This is a genomic window from Streptomyces brevispora, assembly GCF_007829885.1.
Classification (GTDB): Bacteria; Actinomycetota; Actinomycetes; order Streptomycetales; family Streptomycetaceae; genus Streptomyces; species Streptomyces brevispora.
Genome location: NZ_VIWW01000001.1, coordinates 5679874 through 5699868 on the forward strand (window position 1 = coordinate 5679874; position 19995 = coordinate 5699868).

6 protein-coding genes are annotated in these 19995 nt (G+C 72.2%); 4 read left to right on the forward strand and 2 right to left on the reverse strand.

Annotation, left to right across the window (positions count from 1 at the left end; genetic code table 11):
• Positions 1 to 173 precede the first annotated feature (173 nt).
• Positions 174 to 1238, reverse strand: coding sequence for a lipoate-protein ligase LplAB (gene lplAB / locus FHX80_RS26335; protein WP_145766459.1), 1065 nt, complete (start codon positions 1236 to 1238; stop codon positions 174 to 176).
• Positions 1239 to 1624: 386 nt separating this feature from the next.
• Positions 1625 to 2572: a methionyl-tRNA formyltransferase gene (locus FHX80_RS26340; protein ID WP_145766460.1), complete on the reverse strand. Its 948-nt coding sequence runs from the start codon at positions 2570 to 2572 to the stop codon at positions 1625 to 1627.
• A 248-nt stretch (positions 2573 to 2820) separates the two neighbouring features.
• Between FHX80_RS26340 and FHX80_RS26345 the strand changes: the two genes are divergently transcribed.
• From FHX80_RS26345 to FHX80_RS26360, 4 genes are all read left to right on the forward strand, one after another.
• Entirely contained in the window at positions 2821 to 4170 is a 1350-nt protein-coding gene (locus FHX80_RS26345) for a lysine N(6)-hydroxylase/L-ornithine N(5)-oxygenase family protein (RefSeq protein WP_145766461.1), read from the forward strand.
• Positions 4171 to 4290: 120 nt separating this feature from the next.
• Positions 4291 to 5334, forward strand: a complete 1044-nt coding sequence (locus tag FHX80_RS26350; protein ID WP_208764730.1) for an iron-siderophore ABC transporter substrate-binding protein — start codon at positions 4291 to 4293, stop codon at positions 5332 to 5334.
• Positions 5335 to 5457: 123 nt separating this feature from the next.
• A complete protein-coding gene (locus FHX80_RS26355; protein ID WP_145766462.1) occupies positions 5458 to 19785 on the forward strand; it encodes a non-ribosomal peptide synthetase in 14328 nt (4775 codons plus the stop codon).
• Positions 19782 to 19991: an MbtH family protein gene (locus tag FHX80_RS26360; RefSeq protein ID WP_145766463.1), complete on the forward strand. Its 210-nt coding sequence runs from the start codon at positions 19782 to 19784 to the stop codon at positions 19989 to 19991. Before FHX80_RS26355 ends, FHX80_RS26360 begins: the two co-directional genes overlap by 4 nt.
• Positions 19992 to 19995: the final 4 nt, after the last annotated feature.

Genomic DNA, 19995 nt, shown 5'->3' on the forward strand with positions numbered 1-19995 from the left:
CACTCCGGGCAACGGGCCCCGACCACCCGCACCCCCGCGCGGGCCGCGGGCTCGCGAGGGTACCCAACTCGCCGTGCTCCCCCACGAGTCGGGGATCGTCACGCCACGCGGACCCGGAGTCGGCGTCCCGCTTCCGACGAACCAGCAGGGCGGGAGATCTGGCCGGTGCCCGACTACGGCACCCGGGCGGTCCACTCCTCAGTGCCGAACTTGGTGCGGACGAGCTCCTCCGCACGGGCCAGCTCCCGCGCTGTGACTCCGCCGTTGGTCAGCCCGTAGCGGTTACGGAAGGAGGCGATCATGTTCTCGATCACCTGCTCCCGGGCGAGGCCCGTCTGGCGTCGGAGCGGGTCGACGCGCTTCTTGGCGCTCTTGGTGCCCTTGTCGGACATCTTCTCCTTGCCGATGCGCAGGACCTCGAGCATCTTGTCGGCGTCGATGTCGTACGACATGGTCACGTGGTGCAGGACGGCTCCAGGACCACCCTCCGTGCCGGCCATCCGCTTCTGGGCGGCACCGGCGATCTTGCCGGCGTCGGTGGCGATGTCGTTGAGGGGCTGGTACCAGGCCTTGATCCCCATGTCGCCGAGCGCGCCCAGGACCCAGTCGTCGAGGTAGGCGTAGCTGTCCGGGAAGGAGAGGCCCGACACCAGCGACTCCGGCACGGACAGCGAGTAGGTGATCGTGCTCATGGGCTCCACGAACATGGCCCCGCCACCGGAAATACGGCGGACCACGGTCATCCCGTGCTTCGCCGCACCGTCGGGATCCACCTCGTTGCGCAGCGACTGGAAGCTGCCGATGACCACAGCGGGCGACGCCCATTCCCAGACCCGCAGCGTGGGTGCCCGTCGCCCGGCGGCCACCTCGGCGGTGAGGACCTCGTCCAGCGCCATGTGCAGGGCCGGGTGCTGCGGTCCTGTGTGCACCAGCTGCCAGTCGTAGTCGCTCCACTCGGTCGCGTGGGCCAGGGCGCGCCGAACGGCGATGCCGACGCCCTCCGCGGTCAGCCCGAGCATGACGGCCGACTCCGGCAGCGCCGCCGTGATCCGGGCCGCCAGGCCTGCCGCGTCCGTCGAGGAGGGGGCGCCCTCCAGGGCCCCGTTGATCGACAGGATCGCCTCGTCGGGCTCCAGGAAGAAGTCCCCGGCGACGCGGACGTTGCGCAGTACGCCGTCCTCGACGTCCAGATCTACGACGACAAGCTTGCCGCCGGGCACCTTGTACTCGCCATGCACGGCTTCGTTCCCTTCCAGCGTGCGGTGTGGATCCTGAGCCTGCCGCTCCGAGATCCGGATAGACACGCACATACTTCGCATCGCACTTTAATGCCCGCTCGTGACGAGCGGCGACGCCGCCCCGATGCTGCCGGGGCGGCATCGGGAGTGCGACCGTCCCGGTCCGGGTGAGGCTGCGCCGGCCGCCCTGCCCGGCCGCAAGACCGGGCGGGGGCGGTCGCCGCTCCGGTGTCAGCGGTCCAGCGCTGTGGTGAGGCTGAACCCGTGCGACGGGCAGCCCGCGCCCGCACGGCCCCGCACCGATGACGGTGCGGGGCCGTGCGGGCGATGCTCGTTCCGGATGGCCTCCCGCACGCCGAATGCCGCGGCCGGGGCCTTTCCGGTGCTCAGGGGCCAGTGGTGAGGTATCCGCCCATCGAGGTGAAGTACTCGGTCGCGGGGAGTTCCCGGCCGTCCTCGGTCCGTACCCGGGTGATGGCGAGGCCGTGGTTGAGGCCCGTGCGCGCGTCGGAGCCGGCGACGATCACCACTGCCTCGCCCTCGCGGTAGAAGACGCGGCCGGGCGTTCCGCCGTAGCGGCCCTCGGACACGACGGCGGCCACCACCTCCAGCCGCCGGCCGCGGTGGAAGGTGAAGGCGTTCGGGTACGGCGACGTCTGGGCACGCACCAGGCGCTCCAACGCCTCGGCGGGCCAGTCCCAGTTGATGCGGATGTCCTCCTCGGCGCGCTTGTGGAAGAACGTCGCCTGCGAGCGGTCCTGCCGGGTGAACTCGGTCTGCCCGGAGGCGATCAGGTCCAGCGCGCCGATGGTGACCGGGGCGATCAGGTCGACGGTCTTGTGGAACAGGTCCACGGAGGTGTCGGTGGGCTCCACCTTCACCGCGCGCTGGTCCACGATGTCGCCGGCGTCGAGCACCTCGTCCATCATGTGGGCCGTGACGCCGACTTCGGTCTCGCCGTTGATGAGCGCCCAGATCAGCGGCGAGAAGCCGGCGTACTTCGGCAGCAGCGAGTCATGGACGTTCAGCGTGCCGTGCGGGGGCAGGTCGTAGATGCGCGGCGGGATCCAGGTGCGCCAGTTGTTCGCGACGATGATGTCCGGCGCGGCCTCCTCGAGCAGCCGGAACAACTCCTCGTCGTCGGGCCGGTTGCGGATGATCACCGGCACGCCGTGCTCCGCGGCCAGGTCCGCGACCGAGTCGCTCCAGATCTTCTCGTACGCGTGCTCGCTCTTCGGATGCGTCACGACCGTCACCACGTCGTGCTCGGAGTCCAGGAGGGCTTGCAGGGTGCGGTGGCCCCAGGTCTGGTAACCGAACATGGCGACCCGCATGAGTTCCTCCTCAGATGAGCGACCGATCGACGCCAAGTAAAGCAAGCCTTACCTAATGACGCAACGGGCCCTGGTTTCACGCGCGTTAGGTGGGGCGCTTGGTGATTGGTCCGATTTGCCTGGTCGACAGGCTTGCCTAAGTCAGGTTAGCTTTACCTAAGTTCGTCTGGCTGCCGCTCTCGGTGCGCCCACGTCCCGTTCATTTCGTCCACGCCTGACAGGCGGCTGTCCCGCACGATGGGAGTGACATGTCACAGGTCGATCCTGGCGACGCACCTCTGATCCACGACCTCATAGGAATCGGCTTCGGGCCGTCCAATGTGGCCTTGGCGATCGCGCTCAGCGAGCACAACGCGCGAGTCGGCAGGCAGGAGGCGGTGACGGCGCACTTCTTCGAGCGCCAGCCGGCGTTCGGCTGGCACCGCGGCATGCTGATCGACGACGCGACGATGCAGGTGTCGTTCCTCAAGGACCTGGTGACGCTGCGGGACCCGTCCAGCGAGTACACCTTCCTGCGCTATCTGCAGAGCCGCGGCCGGCTGGTCGACTTCGTCAACCACAAGAACCTCTTCCCGCTCCGCGTGGAGTTCCACGACTACTTCGAGTGGGCCGCGGCGAAGGTCGACGACATGGTCTCGTACGGCCACGAGGTGATCTCCGTCGAACCCGTCCTGCGTGACGGAGTCGTCGAGTACGTCGATGTGACGGCGCGTTCGGGCGCGGAGACGGTGGTCCACCGCGCCCGCAACCTCGTTGTCGGCACCGGGCTGCGCCCGTTGATGCCGGAGGGCGTCGAGCGCACGGACCGGGTCTGGCACAACTCCGACCTGCTGGCCAAGGTCGATGCCCTGGAGGGCACCGACCCCACCCGGTTCGTCGTGGTCGGCGCCGGGCAGAGCGCCGCCGAGAACGTCGCGTACCTCCACCGCCGCTTCCCGCGGGCCGAGGTCTGCGCCGTCTTCTCCCGCTACGGATACAGCCCGGCCGACGACAGCAGCTTCGCCAACCGGATCTTCGACCCGGAGGCGGTCGACGAGTACTTCACCGCCCCGGACGACATCAAGCGCAAGCTGATAGACTATCACGGCAACACCAACTACTCCGTGGTGGACATCGATCTGATCGACGACCTCTACCGCCAGGCGTACCAGGAGAAGGTGCTCGGCACCGAACGGCTGCACTTCATCAACATCTCCCGGCTGACCGGAGTCGAGGAGACCGGGGACAAGGTGCACGCCACCGTCACGTCCCTGGTCACCGGCGAGGAGAGCACGCTGGAGGCCGATGTCGTGGTCCTCGCCACCGGGTACAGCCCCGTCGAGCCCCTCGGCCTTCTCGGCGACGTGGCGCGGCACTGCCACCGTGACGAGGAGGGCCGCGTCCGGGTCGAGCGCGACTACCGCATCGCGACGGACGACGAACTGCGCTGCGGCATCTACCTCCAGGGCGGCACCGAGCACACCCACGGCATCACCTCGTCGCTGCTCTCCAACACCGCGATCAGGGTCGGCGAGATCCTTGACTCGATCGTCGAGCGCGGCCTGAAGAACACCACGGACGAGCCCCGCCCGCTCGCCGACGGCGTCGCCACGCCCTGATCAACCCCCCTTCTCCGGACCGTCATCGGTCCCGCCCCCGCACACCGCCTTGCCCGCCGGTCCTGCCGCTGCACGCGGCTGCCTCGGCAGCACAGTGAAAACCCCTTGAAAGGAACATCCGTGTCCACTGGTACACGCCCCGCGCTGACGCGGTTCGTCGGATTCGCTCCCCGAGTGGCTGTCGCGGCCGTCGCCGCCGTCGCTCTGGCCGCCTGTGGGGGCGGCAACGAGAAGGCCGGGTCCAGTGCCTCGGCCGGGACCGGCGGGAAAGCCGGCGCGTTCCCGGTGACGGTCCAGCACAAGTACGGCAGCACGACGATCGAGGCCGAGCCCAAGCGGATCGTCACCCTGGGCCTCTCCGACCAGGACGCGGTTCTCGCACTCGGCATCAAGCCCGTCGGCTCTGTGGACTGGTTCAAGGAGAAGCCGTACGGCAAGTGGCCCTGGACCAAGGAAAAGTGGGGATCCGCCACGCCGGACATCGTCGGTGAGCGCGACGAGTACAACATGGAGAAGATCGCCGCACTCAAGCCGGACCTGGTCATCGCCCAGTACTCGGGGATGAAGAAGGAGCAGTACGACACCCTCTCCAAGTTCACCAAGGTCGTCGCCCAGCCCAAGGACCTTCCCGACTACGGGGCTTCGTGGCAGGTGATGACCCGCCAGATCGGCGCGTCGCTCGGGAGGAAGACGCAGGCCGAGAAGCTGATCACCGGCATCGACGCCGACTTCGAGAAGGTCCGTGACGAGCACCCCGAGTTCGCGACGAAGACCCTCGCCGTGGCCGACAGCTTCGAGGCGGGAAAGTACTCCGCGTTCACGAAGACCGACCCCAAGTCGATGTTCTTCTCCGAGCTTGGCTTCAAGCTGAAGCCCGAGATCGACACGCTGGCCAAGCCGGGCTGGAACGCCGCGGAACTCAGCGCCGAGAAGCTGAACGTGCTGGACGTCGACCGGCTGGTCTGGGTGACCTCCAGCACCGACGCCAACGACCGGATCAAGGCCGAGCCGCTCTACAAGAACCTGAAGGTCAGCAAGGACAAGCACGACCTGTTCGTGCCCTACCAGGACCCGGACATCGGCGCCGCGTTCTCCTTCAACACGGTTCTCTCGATCCCTTACGCGATCGACGAGATCGTGCCGCTGCTGACGGCCGTCAAGTAGCACACCGCCCCATCCCAGCAGGACCGAACAGGACTGCTCGTCCGACGGTGTGCCGGCCCGGCTCACCGTCGGACGGGGCGTCCTCTCCTTGCCTACATCACCAGGGAAAGGCCATTTCGTACGATGTTTGACGCCGAGCCGGACCGGACGGACGCTGCCGGAACCCCCCTGACCGGTGGGCAGGCCGGGATCTGGCCGGCCCAGCAGATCGAGCCCGACAGCTCCGCCTACAACATCGCCTTCGCCCTGGACCTGTACGGCGACACCGACCTCGGCCGGCTCGCCGCAGCCGTCCGGCAGGCCGTCGGGGAGGCCGGCTGCCTGCACGTCGCGTTCACCCCCGGGGACGGCGGCCCGCGCCAGAGCCCCGCGGCCGTCTCCGTCGAGGTGCCCGTCGTCGACCTGCGCGACGCCCCGGACCCCGAGGCGGCCGCCGCCGACTGGATGGCCACCGAACGCGAACGGCCCGCCGACCTGGGCCGGGCACCACTGTTCGCCCAGGCGCTGCTCCGGCTCGCGGACGACCGGGTCCGCTGGTACCAGCGCTATCACCACATCGTTCTCGACGGCATGGGCGTGACACTCGTCAGCCGCCGGGCCGGCGAGCTCTACACCCTGGGCGCGCAGGCCCCCGCCCGCCCCGACTGGTCCCTCACCCGGCTCGTGGACGCCGACCGGGACTACCGCACCTCCGCACAGCACGAGGCGGATCGCGCCTGGTGGCAGCGGCACCTGGCCGGCCGCCCCGAACCCGTACGCCTCGTCGAACGCGCCCCGTCCCTGATGGCGCGGCGGCTGCGGCGCACCGTCGAACTCTCCCCGCAGGACGCCGAGCGGCTGCACACCGCCGCCGGCAACGCGGACGTCCGGCCGTCCCGGCTGCTGGTCGCCGCCGTCGCCGCCTATCTGCACCGGATCACGGGCGAACAGGACCTGGTCCTCGGCCTGCCCGTCACCGCCCGACAGGACACCGCGTCGGCCGCCGTCCCCGGCATGGTCTCCAACATCGTCCCGCTGCTGCTGACCGTCCGCCCCGGCACCACGGGCGCGGCCCTCGTCGCCGACGTGCGCCGGGAGATCTCCGAAGCGGTCGCGCACGGACGTTACCGCGCCGAGGACCTGGCCAGGGACCTCGGCCTGGTCGACGGCGTCCCGGAACTCGTCGGCCCCACCGTCAACATCCTGCCCAGGGGCGAGGGACTGGGCTTCGCCGGACCGGAGGCCGAACTCCGCCCGGAGTGGCTCGGCCCGGTCAGCGACCTGGCCTTCGGATTCGCCGAGACCCGCGGCGGCCACGGCATCGCCGTCCACCTCGACGCGGACGCGGACCTCTGCGACGCGGAGACCCTCCGCGACCACGAACGCCGCTTCCTCACCGTGCTGCGCGCCCTCACCGAGGACCCCGACCGGCCGGTGGGCCGGATCGAGCTCACCTCCGGCACCGAACGGGACCGGCTGCTGGGCGAGTTCGCCGTGGCGCCGCGCGAAACGGCCGAACTGTCGTGGCCCGCCGCCTTCGAGGCACAGGTGCGCCGCTCGCCCGAGGCCGTCGCGCTCGTGTACGAGGACCGTGAACTCACCTACACCGCGCTCAACGCCGCAGCCAACCGGGTGGCGAGGCTCCTCACCTCCCGCGGGGTGCGCGCCGCCGACGTCGTCGCCGTGGCCCTCCCGCGCTCCCCGGAACTGGTCGTGGCGCTCCTCGCGGTGATGAAGGCCGGCGCCGCCTACCTCCCGCTGGACGCCGACCACCCCCGGGACCGGACCGCCTACATGCTGTCCGACGCCGGGGCCACCACCGTCCTCACCGTGCGGGAACTCGCGGACGACCTCCCGGCGACGGACGCCGCCCACCTCCTGCTCGACGAACCCGCCACCGCGAACGCACTCGCCGCCCAGGACGACACCGACCCGGGCACCCCGGTCGCCCTCGACCAGGCCGCCTACGTCATCTACACCTCCGGCTCCACCGGCCGCCCCAAGGGCGTGATCGTCACCCACGACGGCGTCGGCAGCCTCATCGCCACGGCCACCGACCGGATCGGTGTCAACTTCCGCAGCCGTGTGGTGCAGTTCGCCTCAGTCAGCTTCGACGTGACGGTCTGGGACCTGATCATGTCGCTGTGCGTCGGCGGCCGGATCATCGTCGTCCCCGCCGAGCGGCGGGTCGCCGGCCCCGACCTCACCGACTACATCGCACACCACCGCGCCACCCATATGATCCTGCCCCCGTCGCTCGTCTCGGCACTGCCACAGGAATGCGAACTGCCCCAGGGCGCCGTCCTCGTCGTCGGCACCGAAGCGGTACCGGGGGAGCTGATCGCCCGCTGGTCCGGACGGCTCCAGGTCGTCGTCGCGTACGGACTGACCGAGGCAAGCGTCAACTCCACTTTGTGGCTAGCCCGTTCCGGGCGACCCGGACCCACCCCCATCGGCCGGCCCGACCCCAACACCCGCACCTACGTCCTCGACGCGGCACTGCGCCCGGTCCCGGTGGGCGTCGAGGGCGAGTTGTACGTCGCCGGGCGCGGCCTGGCCCGCGGCTACCTGGGCCGCCCCGCCCTGACCTCGGAGCGCTTCGTCGCCGACCCGTACGGGGAGCCCGGCACCCGGATGTACCGCACCGGCGACCGGGTCCGCTGGGGCGCCGACGGCAATCTGGAGTTCCTGGGCCGCGCCGACGGCCAGATCAAGATCCGCGGTCACCGGATCGAACCGGGCGAGATCGAGAGCGCCTTCATGGCCGGCCCCGGGATCGCCCAGGCCGCCGTCCTGGTCCGAGACGACCACCGGGGCGTCAAACGCCTCGTCGCCTATCTGGTCGGGGACGGCGACGCCGCCGCCACCGAGGCGGCCGTCACCGCCGCACGGGCCCAGGCGGCCGACGCCCTGCCGGACCACATGGTGCCGACCGCCGTCGTCGTGCTGGACGGTCCCCTTCCGCTCACGCCCAACGGCAAGCTCGACAGCCGCGCCCTGCCCGAACCCCGGTGGACCGCCATCGGCGGCACCGACGCACCCACCGGCCCCGCCGAGACCGTGCTCGCCGGGCTCTTCGCCGAGCTGCTCCGGCTGCCGGACGTGGGCGTCCGGAGCAGCTTCTTCGAGCTGGGCGGCGACAGCATCGCCGCGATCCAGCTGGTGAACCGGGCCCGCGACGCCGGTCTCGTGATCAGCCCGCGCGAGGTGTTCCGGCTCCGCACCGTCGCCGCCCTGGCCCGCGCCGCCGCAACGAGGCAGGCCCCCGCCCCGACCGCGACCGCGGTGGACGGGCTGGACGAGGACGCGCTGCCCGTCTCACCGCTCCAGGAGGGCTTCTTCTTCCACGCCGAGTACGACGCGGGCGCTGCGGACCTCTACCTGGTCCAGGAACTCCTCGGACTCGACGGGTTCGTCGACCCGGACCGGCTGCGTCGCGCCCTGCAACAGCTGCTGGACCGGCACCCGTTGCTGCGCGCCTCGTTCCGCCAGCTTCCCGGCGGAGAGGTCGTCCAGCGCCTCGCCACCCACGTCACCCTGCCCTGGCGGGAGACCGACACCGCCGACACCACCCTCGACGACGTGCTCCGTGCCGACAGGGCCGCACGCTTCGACCTGACCCGGCCACCGCTGCTGCGCGCCACCCTCGTCCGGGACGGCCACCGGCACCGGCTGCTGCTCACCCTGCACCACATCGTCGCCGACGGCTGGTCGGTCGCCGTCCTGCTGCGCGAACTCACCGCCGCCTACCGGGGCGACGAGCTCCCCGCAGCCGCCTCGCCCCACCCGTACCTGGCGTGGCTGGCCGCCCGGGACCGGGACACCGCACGGGAGGCCTGGCGGCAGGCGCTGTCCGGGCTGGAGGGGCCGACCCGGCTCTCCGCCCCGTCCACGACGGCGGACGACGCACTGGCCCCGGCCAGGCCGCAACAGGTCGACACCCGGCTGCCCGCGGAGCTCACCGCCGCCCTCACCGCGTACACCCGCACCCACGGGCTCACCCTGAGCACCGTCGTGCACGGCGTCTGGGCGCTGCTGCTCGGCGCGCTCACCGGCAGCAGCGACGTCGTCTTCGGCACCACCGTGTCCGGCCGCACCACCGAGGTGGCGGGCCTGGACTCCGTGGTGGGCCTCTTCGTCAACACCGTCCCCGCCCGGGTGGTCCTGCGCCCGGAGGAGTCGCTCACCGAACTGCTGCGCCGAGTCCAGGACGAGCACACGGCGCTCCTGGACCACCAGCACCTCGGTCTGGCCGACATCCAGCGGATCGCGGGTGGCGGCGAACTCTTCGACACGCTCGTGGTGTTCGAGAACCACCCGGCCGCCGAGCTGTCCGCCGCCCATGGACCGGAGGCGCTGCGCATCACCGGCACCGAGGTCACCGACGCGGTGCACTACCCCCTCGCGCTCGTCGTCGAGCCGGGCAGCGCCGGACTGCTGCTGCGGTTCAAGCACGACGCCGCCCGCTTCGACCAGGTGACCGTGGCCGTCCTCGCCAACCGGTTCACCGCACTGCTGCGCACCCTGGTCTCCGAGCCCGGCCGCACCGTGGCCCGGACCGGCCTGCTGTCCGAGCGGGAGCACGCACACCTCGACGGGCTCAACGCCACCGCCCGGCCCGTCCCCGAGGTCACGCTCGCCTCGCTGTTCGCCGCGCAGGCGGCCCGCACCCCCGATGCCACGGCCGTCGTCTTCGACGACACCACCCTGAGCTACGCGGAGCTCGACCGCCGGGCCGAGGCGCTGGCCCGGCGGCTGCGGTCGCGCGGCGCCGGCCCGGAGAGCTATGTGGCGGTGGCCGTGCCCCGGTCGGCCGAACTGATGGTCGCGCTGCTGGGCGTCCTCAAGTCCGGCGCCGGCTATCTGCCCGTCGATCTCGACTACCCCGCCGAGCGGGTCGCGTTCGTGCTCGGTGACTCCGGCGCGCGTACGGTCGTGACCACCGTGGATGCGGCCGGGCGGCTGCCCGATGTACCGGACCTCGACCGGCTTCTCGTCGGCCCGGACGAGAGCGGCCCGGACGGCCCCGAGACGGACGTCCGCGACGGGGCTGTCCCGGACGTCCCCGTACGGCCCGCCGGTCCCGACCACCCGGCCTATCTGATCTACACCTCAGGTTCCACCGGCCGCCCCAAGGGCGTCGCCGTCACCCACCGCGCCGTCGTCAACCGCCTTGCCTGGATGCAGGGGGAGTACGGACTCGGCGCGGACGACCGGGTCCTGCAGAAGACCCCGGCCGCCTTCGACGTCTCGGTGTGGGAGTTCTTCTGGCCCCTGGTGGAGGGCGCCACCGTCGTCCTCGCCCGCCCCGGGGGCCACCGTGACCCCGGCTACCTGGCCGGGCTGATCCGGGAGCGGCGGATCACCACGCTGCACTTCGTGCCGTCCATGCTGGCCGCGTTCACCCAGGCCCTGGAGACCGTCACCGACCACCCGGACTGGGCGGCGAGCCTGCGGCGGGTGTTCTGCAGCGGCGAGGCCCTCACCGGCGCCCAGGCCAGGGACTGGTCACAGCTGACGTCCCGTGCCGGGCGGTCTCCCGTGCCGCTGCACAACCTCTACGGGCCCACCGAGGCGGCCGTGGACGTCACCTTCTTCGCCCACTCCCACGTCCACGACGGTGACGCCGGACCCGCCGTCGCCATCGGCCGCCCGGTGTGGAACACCCGGCTGCACGTGCTGGACCCGTTCCTGCGCCAGGTACCCGACGGGGTGCCGGGGGAGCTCTACCTCGCCGGTGTGCAGCTGGCACGGGGATACCACGACCGGCCCGGTACGACCGCCGAACGCTTCGTCGCCGATCCGTTCGGCGGACCGGGCGAGCGCATGTACCGCACCGGTGACCTGGTGCGGCGCCGCACCGACGGTGCCGTCGAGTACCTGGGCCGCACCGACCGGCAGGTCAAGATCCGGGGCAACCGCGTCGAACTCGGCGAGATCGAGGCCGCCCTGGCCGCCCTGCCGGGAGTCGCCCGTGCCGCGGTGATCGTCAGGGACGGTGCACTCGCCGGGTACGTCGTGCCCGCCCCCGGCACCGTCCCGGACCCCGAGGCCCTGCGCGCCGTGCTCGCCGACGTGCTGCCCGCGCCCATGGTGCCGGGTGCCGTCCTGGTCCTGGACGGACTGCCGTTGACGCCCAGTGGCAAGCTCGACCAGAACGCCCTGCCGTCCGCCGGGCCCGCCCCCCGCACCGGAGGACGGGCACCTCGCGACGAGCGCGAGAGCGCCCTCTGCGAGATCTTCGCCGAGGTGCTCGGCGTACCGGGGACCGGCGCCGACGACGACTTCTTCGTCCTGGGCGGCGACAGCCTCAGCTCGATCACGGTCGCGACCCGGGCCCGCGCGCGCGGCCTGACGATCGGCCCCCGCGATGTGTTCGAGTGCCGGACCCCGGCCGCACTGGCAGTGTGCGCCGCGGCGCAGACCGCCCCTTCCGCGCCTTCTGCCGCTTCCACCCCCTCAGTCTCCGAACCGGCCGCCGATGCCGCCGACGCCGTGACCGTGCCCGCCGACGAGGCCGGACGGGCGGCTGCCGCCCTCCGGGCCGTGCTGGCCCTTCAGGAGCAGTCCGGCGCGGACACCGACCCCGCCCTACGGGCCCTGCTGGACCAGCTGACCTCCGCCGCGGGCACCCCGCCGGAGCCGGAGCAGCCCGCCCCGCTGGGCGGCCTGGTGCTCTCGCAGGCGGAGACCGACCGCGTCGCCGCCGCGGCAGCCGGACTCCCGGTCGCCGACATCTGGCCGCTCTCCCCACTCCAGGAGGGCATGTACTTCCACGCCACCTACGACTCGGGCGAAGCGCTCGACGTCTACCTGTCCCAGGAGACCCTCGACTTCGACCGCTGCGTCGACCCGGACCGGCTGCGCGCAGCCTGCCGGGCGCTGCTGGCCCGAAACACCGGTCTGCGGGCCGGGTTCACCGCCGACGGGCTGCCCCGCCCGGTCCAGTTCATCGTGGACGGCGCACAGATCCCGCTCGTCGAGGAGGACCTCTCCGGGCTGTCCGCCGCGCAGCAGCACAGCCGGACCCGGGAACTCCTGGCGGTCGACCGGCGCCGGCGCTTCGACCTGTCCTCGCCCCCGCTGTGCAGGCTGCTGCTCATCCGGCTCGGCGACGGCCGCGACCGGCTCGTGATCACCCATCACCTCATCCTGTGGGACGGCTGGTCCGCCTGGCTGTTCCTGGAGGAGTTGTTCACGCTCTACGAGCGCGCCGGCGACGACACCGGACTTCCGGTCCCCGGCTCGTACCGTGACTACCTCGGCTGGCTGGACGAGCAGGACACCGGCGCCGCGCTCGCCGCCTGGCGCCGGTCGCTGTCCGGCCTGGACGAGCCGACCCTGCTCGCCCCGTCCGGGCGCGACACCGGCCCGGTCATCCCGGCAGACTTCGACACCGTGCTGACGCCGCAGGCCAGTGAACTGCTGCGCGCCACCGCCCGTCGGCACGGACTCACCCTGAACACCGTGCTGAACGCGGCCTGGGGGCTGGTGCTCTCGGCGATGACCGGCCGCACCGACGTCGTCTTCGGCACCGCCGTCGCCGGGCGGCCCGCGGACGTGCCGGACGCGGCCGGAATCATCGGGATGTTCCTCAACACCATCCCGGCGCGTGTCGCGTTCACCCCGGACGAGCCGCTGCTCGGCCTGATGCGCCGGATGCAGTCCGAACGCGCGGCCGTGATGCCGTACGAGTTCGTCGGGCTCGGCGCCCTGCAACAGGAGACGGGCCACCGCCGGCTCTTCGACACCCTGTTCGTCCTCCGCTCGGCCGACGGCGAGGAACGTGCCGCCGCACTGCGGCGGCGGCACGGCATCACCGGCATGTCCAACGTGGACGGCACCCACTTCCCGCTCACCCTGATCGTCACGCCCGGCAATCGGCTGCGGATCACCCTGGCGGCCAGGCCCGACCTGTTCGACGCCGAGGCCGCGACCACGGTCCTCGACCGGTTCACGGCCGTGCTCGCCCGGCTCGCCGAAACCCTCGCAGACGCAGACGCGGCCGGGCTCGGGGCCCGGACCGCCGGGATCGACCTGCTGCTGCCCGCCGAGCGGGCCGCCACGGCCGCCGCGCAGCGCACCGGCCGCGAGCCGGTGCCCGACGAGACCGTCGCCGATCTGCTCGCCGCCCAGGTCGCCCGTACCCCGGAAGCGGTGGCGCTCGTCTTCGGTGAACAAGCTCTCACCTACGCCGAGTTGGACGCCCGCATCAACCGGATGGCCCGGCTGCTGCTCGCCCGGGGCGCCGGTCCGGAGAAGGTGGTGGCGCTCGCGCTGCCGCGCTCCATCGAGATGGTGGCCGCCCTCTTCGCCGTACTGCGCACCGGCGCCGCCTATCTGCCGCTCGACCTGGACCACCCCGCCGACCGGCTGCGCCTGATGGCGCGGGACACCGGACCGCTGTGCCTGGTGTCCACCACCGCCGTCGCCCCGTCCCTGCGCGACGAGGAGGGCCCCGTCGCCCCCGAACTCCTGCTGGACGACGCGGCCGTGGCCGCCGAGCTGGCCGCGCTGCCGGGCGACGAGATCACCGACGCCGAGCGGCCCGCGTTCGCGCACGGGCTGCCGGGCCGCCTCGACCACCCCGCATACATCATCTACACCTCGGGCTCGACCGGCCGCCCCAAGGGCGTCGTCACTCCGTACCGCGGGCTGACGAACATGCAGTTCAACCACCAGAAGGAGATCTTCGACCCGGCGATCGCCTCGGCCGGCGGACGGCGGCTGCGCATCGCGCACACCGTCTCCTTCGCCTTCGACATGTCCTGGGAGGAACTGCTCGGGCTCGTCGAGGGCCACGAGGTCCACGTCTGCGACGAGGAGCTGCGCCGCGACGCCGAGGCGCTGGTCGCGTACTGCGACAGCCATCGCGTCGACGTGGTCAATGTGACGCCCACCTACGCCCAACTGCTCATCGAGGAAGGCCTGCTCGACCGGGACGAGGCCGCCGGAAAGCACCGGCCCGCGCTCGTCCTGCTCGGCGGCGAGGCGGTCCCCGACACGGTCTGGACCCGGCTGCGCCGCACCGAGGGAACCTACGGCTACAACCTCTACGGGCCGACCGAGTACACCATCAACACGCTCGGCGGATCCACCGCCGACAGCGCGACCTCCACCGTCGGGATGCCGATCCGAGGCACCCGCGCCCATGTGCTGGACCCGATGCTGCGCCCCGTCCCACCGGGCAGCCCAGGCGAGCTGTACATCGCCGGTACCGGGCTGGCCCGCGGCTACCACGACCGGCCCGCGCTGACGGCCGAGCGGTTCGTCGCCGATCCGTTCGGCGAACCGGGCGAGCGCATGTACCGCACCGGCGACCTGGTACGCCAACGCCCCGACGGGCTCATCGACTTCCTCGGCCGCACCGACGACCAGGTGAAGATCCGCGGCTACCGCATCGAGCTCGGCGAGATCTCCACGGCCCTGTCCGCGCATCCCGAGGTGGCACACGCGGCGGTCGTCGTGTCGGAACGGGCCGGCACCAGGCGCCTGGTCGGCTATGTCGTCCCCGAGGAGGCTGCCGGGCCCGACGACGCGCTGGTCCGGCGACTGCGCGACCATCTGAAGGCCGGACTGCCGGACTACATGGTGCCCACCGCGTTCGTCACCGTCGACACACTGCCGCTGACCGTCAACGGCAAGCTGGACGTCAAGGCCCTGCCGGCCCCCGACCTCGCCGGTACGGGCACCGGCCGCTCCCCCCGCACCGCGCGGGAGGAGACACTCCGCGCCCTGTTCGCCGAGGTGCTCGGACTGCCCGCGGGCAGCGTGGGGATCGACAGCGACTTCTTCGACCTGGGCGGGCACTCACTGCTGGCCACCCGGCTGGTCAGCAGGGCCCGCACCGCACTCGACGCGGAACTGGCGATCCGGGACCTCTTCGAGGCCCCGACCGTCGCCGAACTGGTAGCGCGCGCGACCCGTGCCGACGGCCCCGCCCGACCGGTGCCGACCGCCGGTGAGCGACCGGCGCGACTGCCCCTGTCCCACGCCCAGCAGCGGCTGTGGGTCATCCAGCAGATCGAGTGCACCTCGGCCGCGTACAACTTCTCACTGGCCGTGCGGCTGCGCGGCCCGCTGGACGTGGCGGCCTGGCGTGCCGCGCTCGCCGACGTGACGGCACATCATGAAGCTCTGCGCACCGTGTTCTTCACCGCACCCGATGGTCAGGTGTTCCAGCGGGTGCTGCCCGCCGAGCAGGCGCACCCCCTGGTGGAGTGCGTCCGGGCCACCGAGGACGAGGTGGCGGGCATCATCGACACGGTCGTCAACCGGCCGTTCGACCTCGCCAGCGAACTGCTGCTGCGCGCAACGGTCGTGGAGCTGGCGCCCGAGGACCATGTCGTCGTGCTGCTGCTGCACCACATCACGACCGACGAGTGGTCGGACCGGCCGTTCCTGCGGGACCTGGCCACCGCCTACGCGGCCCGCCTCGACGGCGCGGCCCCCGACTGGGAGCCGCTGCCCGTCCAGTACGCCGACTACGCCCTGTGGCAGGACAGGCTGCTCGGCGACCCCGCCGACGAAGGCAGCCTGGCCGCCCTGCAGCTGGACCACTGGCGTACGGTCCTGGCCGGCGCCCCGGAAGAGCTGGAGCTGCCCACCGACCGGCCCAGGCCCGCCCGCCCGGCGTTCTCCGGAGCCGAGATCGACATCGCCTTCGACGCCCCGGTCCATGAAGCGCTGAAGCGGCTCGCCCGGGAATCCGGCGTGAGCATGTTCATGGTGGTGCACGCGGCCGTGGCCGCTCTGCTCCACCGGATGGGCGCCGGGACGGACATCCCGCTCGGTTCCCCCATCGCGGGGCGCGGTGACGAGGCGCTCGACGAGCTGGTCGGGTTCTTCGTCAACACCCTGGTGCTGCGTACCGATGTCAGTGGCGACCCGAGCTTCACCGAACTCCTGAGCAGGGTCCGCGACACCGACCTGGCGGCGTTCTCCCACGCCGACATCCCCTTCGAGTCGGTCGTGGAGGCCATCAACCCGACGCGCTCGCTCTCCCGCAACCCGCTCTTCCAGGTGATGGTCGGCTACCACGCCCGCACCGGCGAGGAACTCGAACTGCGCGGTTTGCAAGTGGAGTTCGTGCCGTTCCGGATCCGTTCCGCCAAGTTCGACCTGGTGTTCAGCTTCACCGAGCACACCGCGCCGGACGGCGGCCCCGGCTCGCTCGGCTGCCGGCTGGAGTTCGCGGACGAACTCTTCGACCGGGAGACCGTCGAACGGCTCGGCGAGCGGCTGCGCACGCTGGTCGCCGCGCTCGTCGCCGATCCCGGACAGCCGCTGTCCCGGGCCGAGATCCTCTCCGCACCGGAGCGGCAGTCGGTCCTGGAGGGCTTCAACTCCACGGCCCGGGCGGTCGACGAGGAGTCCCTGCCCGCGCTGTTCGCCCGGCGGCTCGCCGAACGGCCCGACGCCGTCGCCGTGGTGGACCGCTCCCGGTCGGTGACGTACGCCCAGCTCGACGACCGGGCCGGCCTTATCGCCCGGCTGCTCGCCGCACACGGAGTGGGCGCCGAGAGCGTGGTCGGGGTGGCCGTGCCCCGGTCCGTGGACATGGTCGCCACCGTGCTCGCCGTGCTGAAGCTGGGCGCCGCGTTCCTGCCGCTCGACATGGTCCATCCCGCGGACCGGCTCAGCTACATGATCAAGGACTCGGGGGCGGCCCTGGTGGTCGGCACCGAACCGGTCGCGGGGAAGATCCCCGGGGCGGCGGGCGTCCCCGTGCTCCTGCTGGACGCGCCGGGCACCGCCGCGGCACTGGACGAGCCGCCCCGCACGGACTTGCCGGGCGGGCCCGTCGGCCTGGACCAGGCCGCGTACGTGATCTACACCTCCGGTTCGACCGGCCGCCCCAAGGGCGTGGTCGTGCCCCACGAGGGAATCGCCTCCCTCGTGGCCACCGCCGTGGACCGCATGGGCCTGGAACGCGACAGCAGGGTGCTCCAGTTCGCCTCCACCGGCTTCGACGTCTTCGTCTTCGAGCTCTCCATGGCGCTGTGCCACGGCGGCCGCCTCGTGCTCATCACCGACGAGGCAGGCGTCGCGGGACCGGAACTGACCAACTTCCTCGCGGACCAGCGGATCACCCATATGATCCTGCCGCCGTCCCTGCTGTCGGCGCTCCCGCCCGGTTGCGAACTGCCCGAGGGGTCAACCGTCCTGGTGGGCACCGAGACGGTGCCGCCGGACCTGTTCGACCGCTTCGGCGCCACGGCCGACCTGATCTGCGCCTACGGGCTCACCGAGGCGACGGTCAACTCGACGCTGTGGCCCGCCCGTGAGCACGGCGGCAGCCCGTCCGGCCGGGTGCCCATCGGCCGGCCCGACCCCAACACCCTGGCCTACGTACTGGACGAGAGGCTGCGGCCCGTCCCGCCCGGTGTGGCGGGCGAGCTGTACGTCGCCGGGCGCGGGCTCGCCCGCGGCTACCTGGGCAAGGCGGCCCTCACCTCGGAGCGCTTCGTCGCCGACCCCTTCGGAGCACCGGGCAGCCGGATGTACCGCACCGGCGACCGGGCCCGTTGGCGCCGGGACGGCAACCTCGACTTCCTCGGCCGGGCCGACACCCAGGTGAAGGTGCGGGGCTTCCGCATCGAACTGGGCGAGATCGAGGCGGCCCTCGCCGGACACCCCGCGGTCGGCCAGGCAGCGGTGGTCCCCGACCGGGACGGCGACATCGTCCGGCTGGTCGCCTACGCGGTGCCCGGACCCGGCGAACGCGAACCGGACCCGCAGGAGCTGCGCGCCCATGTGGCCGGGCTGCTCCCCGAGTACATGGTGCCGGCCCTGGTGGTGCCCCTGGACGGTCCGCTGCCGCTCACGCCCAACGGCAAACTGGACCGCGCCGCGCTGCCCGCGCCCGACTGGTCCGCGATGACGGGCGACGCCCGGCCCGCGACCCGGACCCAGACCAGGATCGCGGCACTGTTCTGCGAGATCCTGAAGCTCGACGACGTCGGGGTGCACGACAGCTTCTTCGCACTCGGCGGCCACTCCATGGCGTCGATGCGGCTGCTGGGCCGCATCCGCGCCGAGTTCGGGTTCGAACTGAGCATCAGGGACGTCTTCGACGCGCTCACCGTCGCCGGTATCGCCGGAGCGCTGGAGGGCGCCGCCACCGCCCGCCCCGCGCTGCGCCCCGGCGGGACGCGGGCCGAGCCGACGAGGGCGGCGCCCGTCCAGGACTGGCAGTGGCAGTCCTGCCGCCGCGGCCGCGGAGTCGACCACGCGCTGGCGCTGCGTTCCACCGGCGGGCTCGACGCCGGGGTCCTCGCCGCCGCGCTCGCCGATGTGGTGGCCCGTCACGAGCCGCTGCGCACCGCGTTCACCGAACGGGACGGCATCCTGTACCAGCGGCCCGCCGAGGCCCCCGCACTGACCGTGGAGCGGTGCGCCGACCTGGACGCCCGGCTGGCCGAACTCGCCGGCCTGGCGCCGGACCCGGCAGCGGAGGCACCGCTCAGGGCGCACCTGCTCACCGGCCCCGACGGCGGCCAGGCACTGCTGCTCACCATGCATTACCTCGCCGTCGACGAGTGGTCCGTGGTCCCGCTGTTCCGCGACCTCGTCACGGCCCACGCGGCACGGGCCCGGGGCCTGGCACCCGGCTGGGAGCCGCTGCCGGTCGGCTACGCCGACTACGCCCACTGGGCGCACGAGGCCCTGGGCGACCTCGCCGACCCGGACAGCCGGGGCGGGCAGCAGCTCGCCCACTGGCGCCGGACGCTCGACGGCCTGCCGGGGCGGCTGGCCCTGCCGGCCGACGACCCGCACCGGGCCGCCCCGGACACGGCCACCCGGCCCGGCGACCACATCGGGTTCGTCCTCGACGAGGAGCTCCACGCCGCCGTCGGCCGGCTCGCCCGAACCACCGGCACCAGCATGTTCATGGTGCTCCACTCGGCCCTCGCGGCGCTGCTCACCGGGCACGGCGCGGGCACCGATCTGCCGATCGGCACGATGGTCGCGGGACGCACCGACGAGCAGCTCGCCGATCTGGTCGGCTGCTTCTTCAACACGGTGGTGCTGCGCACCGACACGGCGGGCGACCCGAGTTTCGCGGAACTGCTGACCCGGGTACGGGAGACGACACTGAGCGCCCTGGACCGGCAGGACGTCCCGTTCGACGCGGTCGTGCGGGCCACCGGACTGCCGCCCCAGGGCCCGCAGGTCATGGTGATCCACCACGAACAGGCCGACGCGGAACAGCTGGAGGGTGGCATCGGCTCCCTCGTGGCCGTGCCGACCGGCGTCACCCGGGCCGAGCTGACCCTCAGCTTCTACGAGCCGCGCGGCGACGGCCCGGTGCACTGCGCGCTGATTCACGCGACCGACCTGCTGAGCACCGGAGGGGCCCGCGAACTGGTCGACGCATACCTGGAGTTGCTGCACCGCGTGGCAGCTCATCCGGAACGGCCACTCTCCGAGTTGTTCACCGCACCGTCCAAGAGGAGTGACAACGCATGACGACCAACCCGTTCGAGGACCCCCAGGGCACCTTCCTGGTCCTGGTCAACGACGAGAACCAGCACTCGCTGTGGCCCGACTTCGCCGAGGTGCCGGCCGGCTGGCGGACCATCTTCGGCGCGGACACCCGGGAGGCGTGCCTCGCCCATGTGGAGGCCCACTGGACGGACCTGCGACCGGCGAGCCTCGCCGCCCTCCAGGAGTGACACC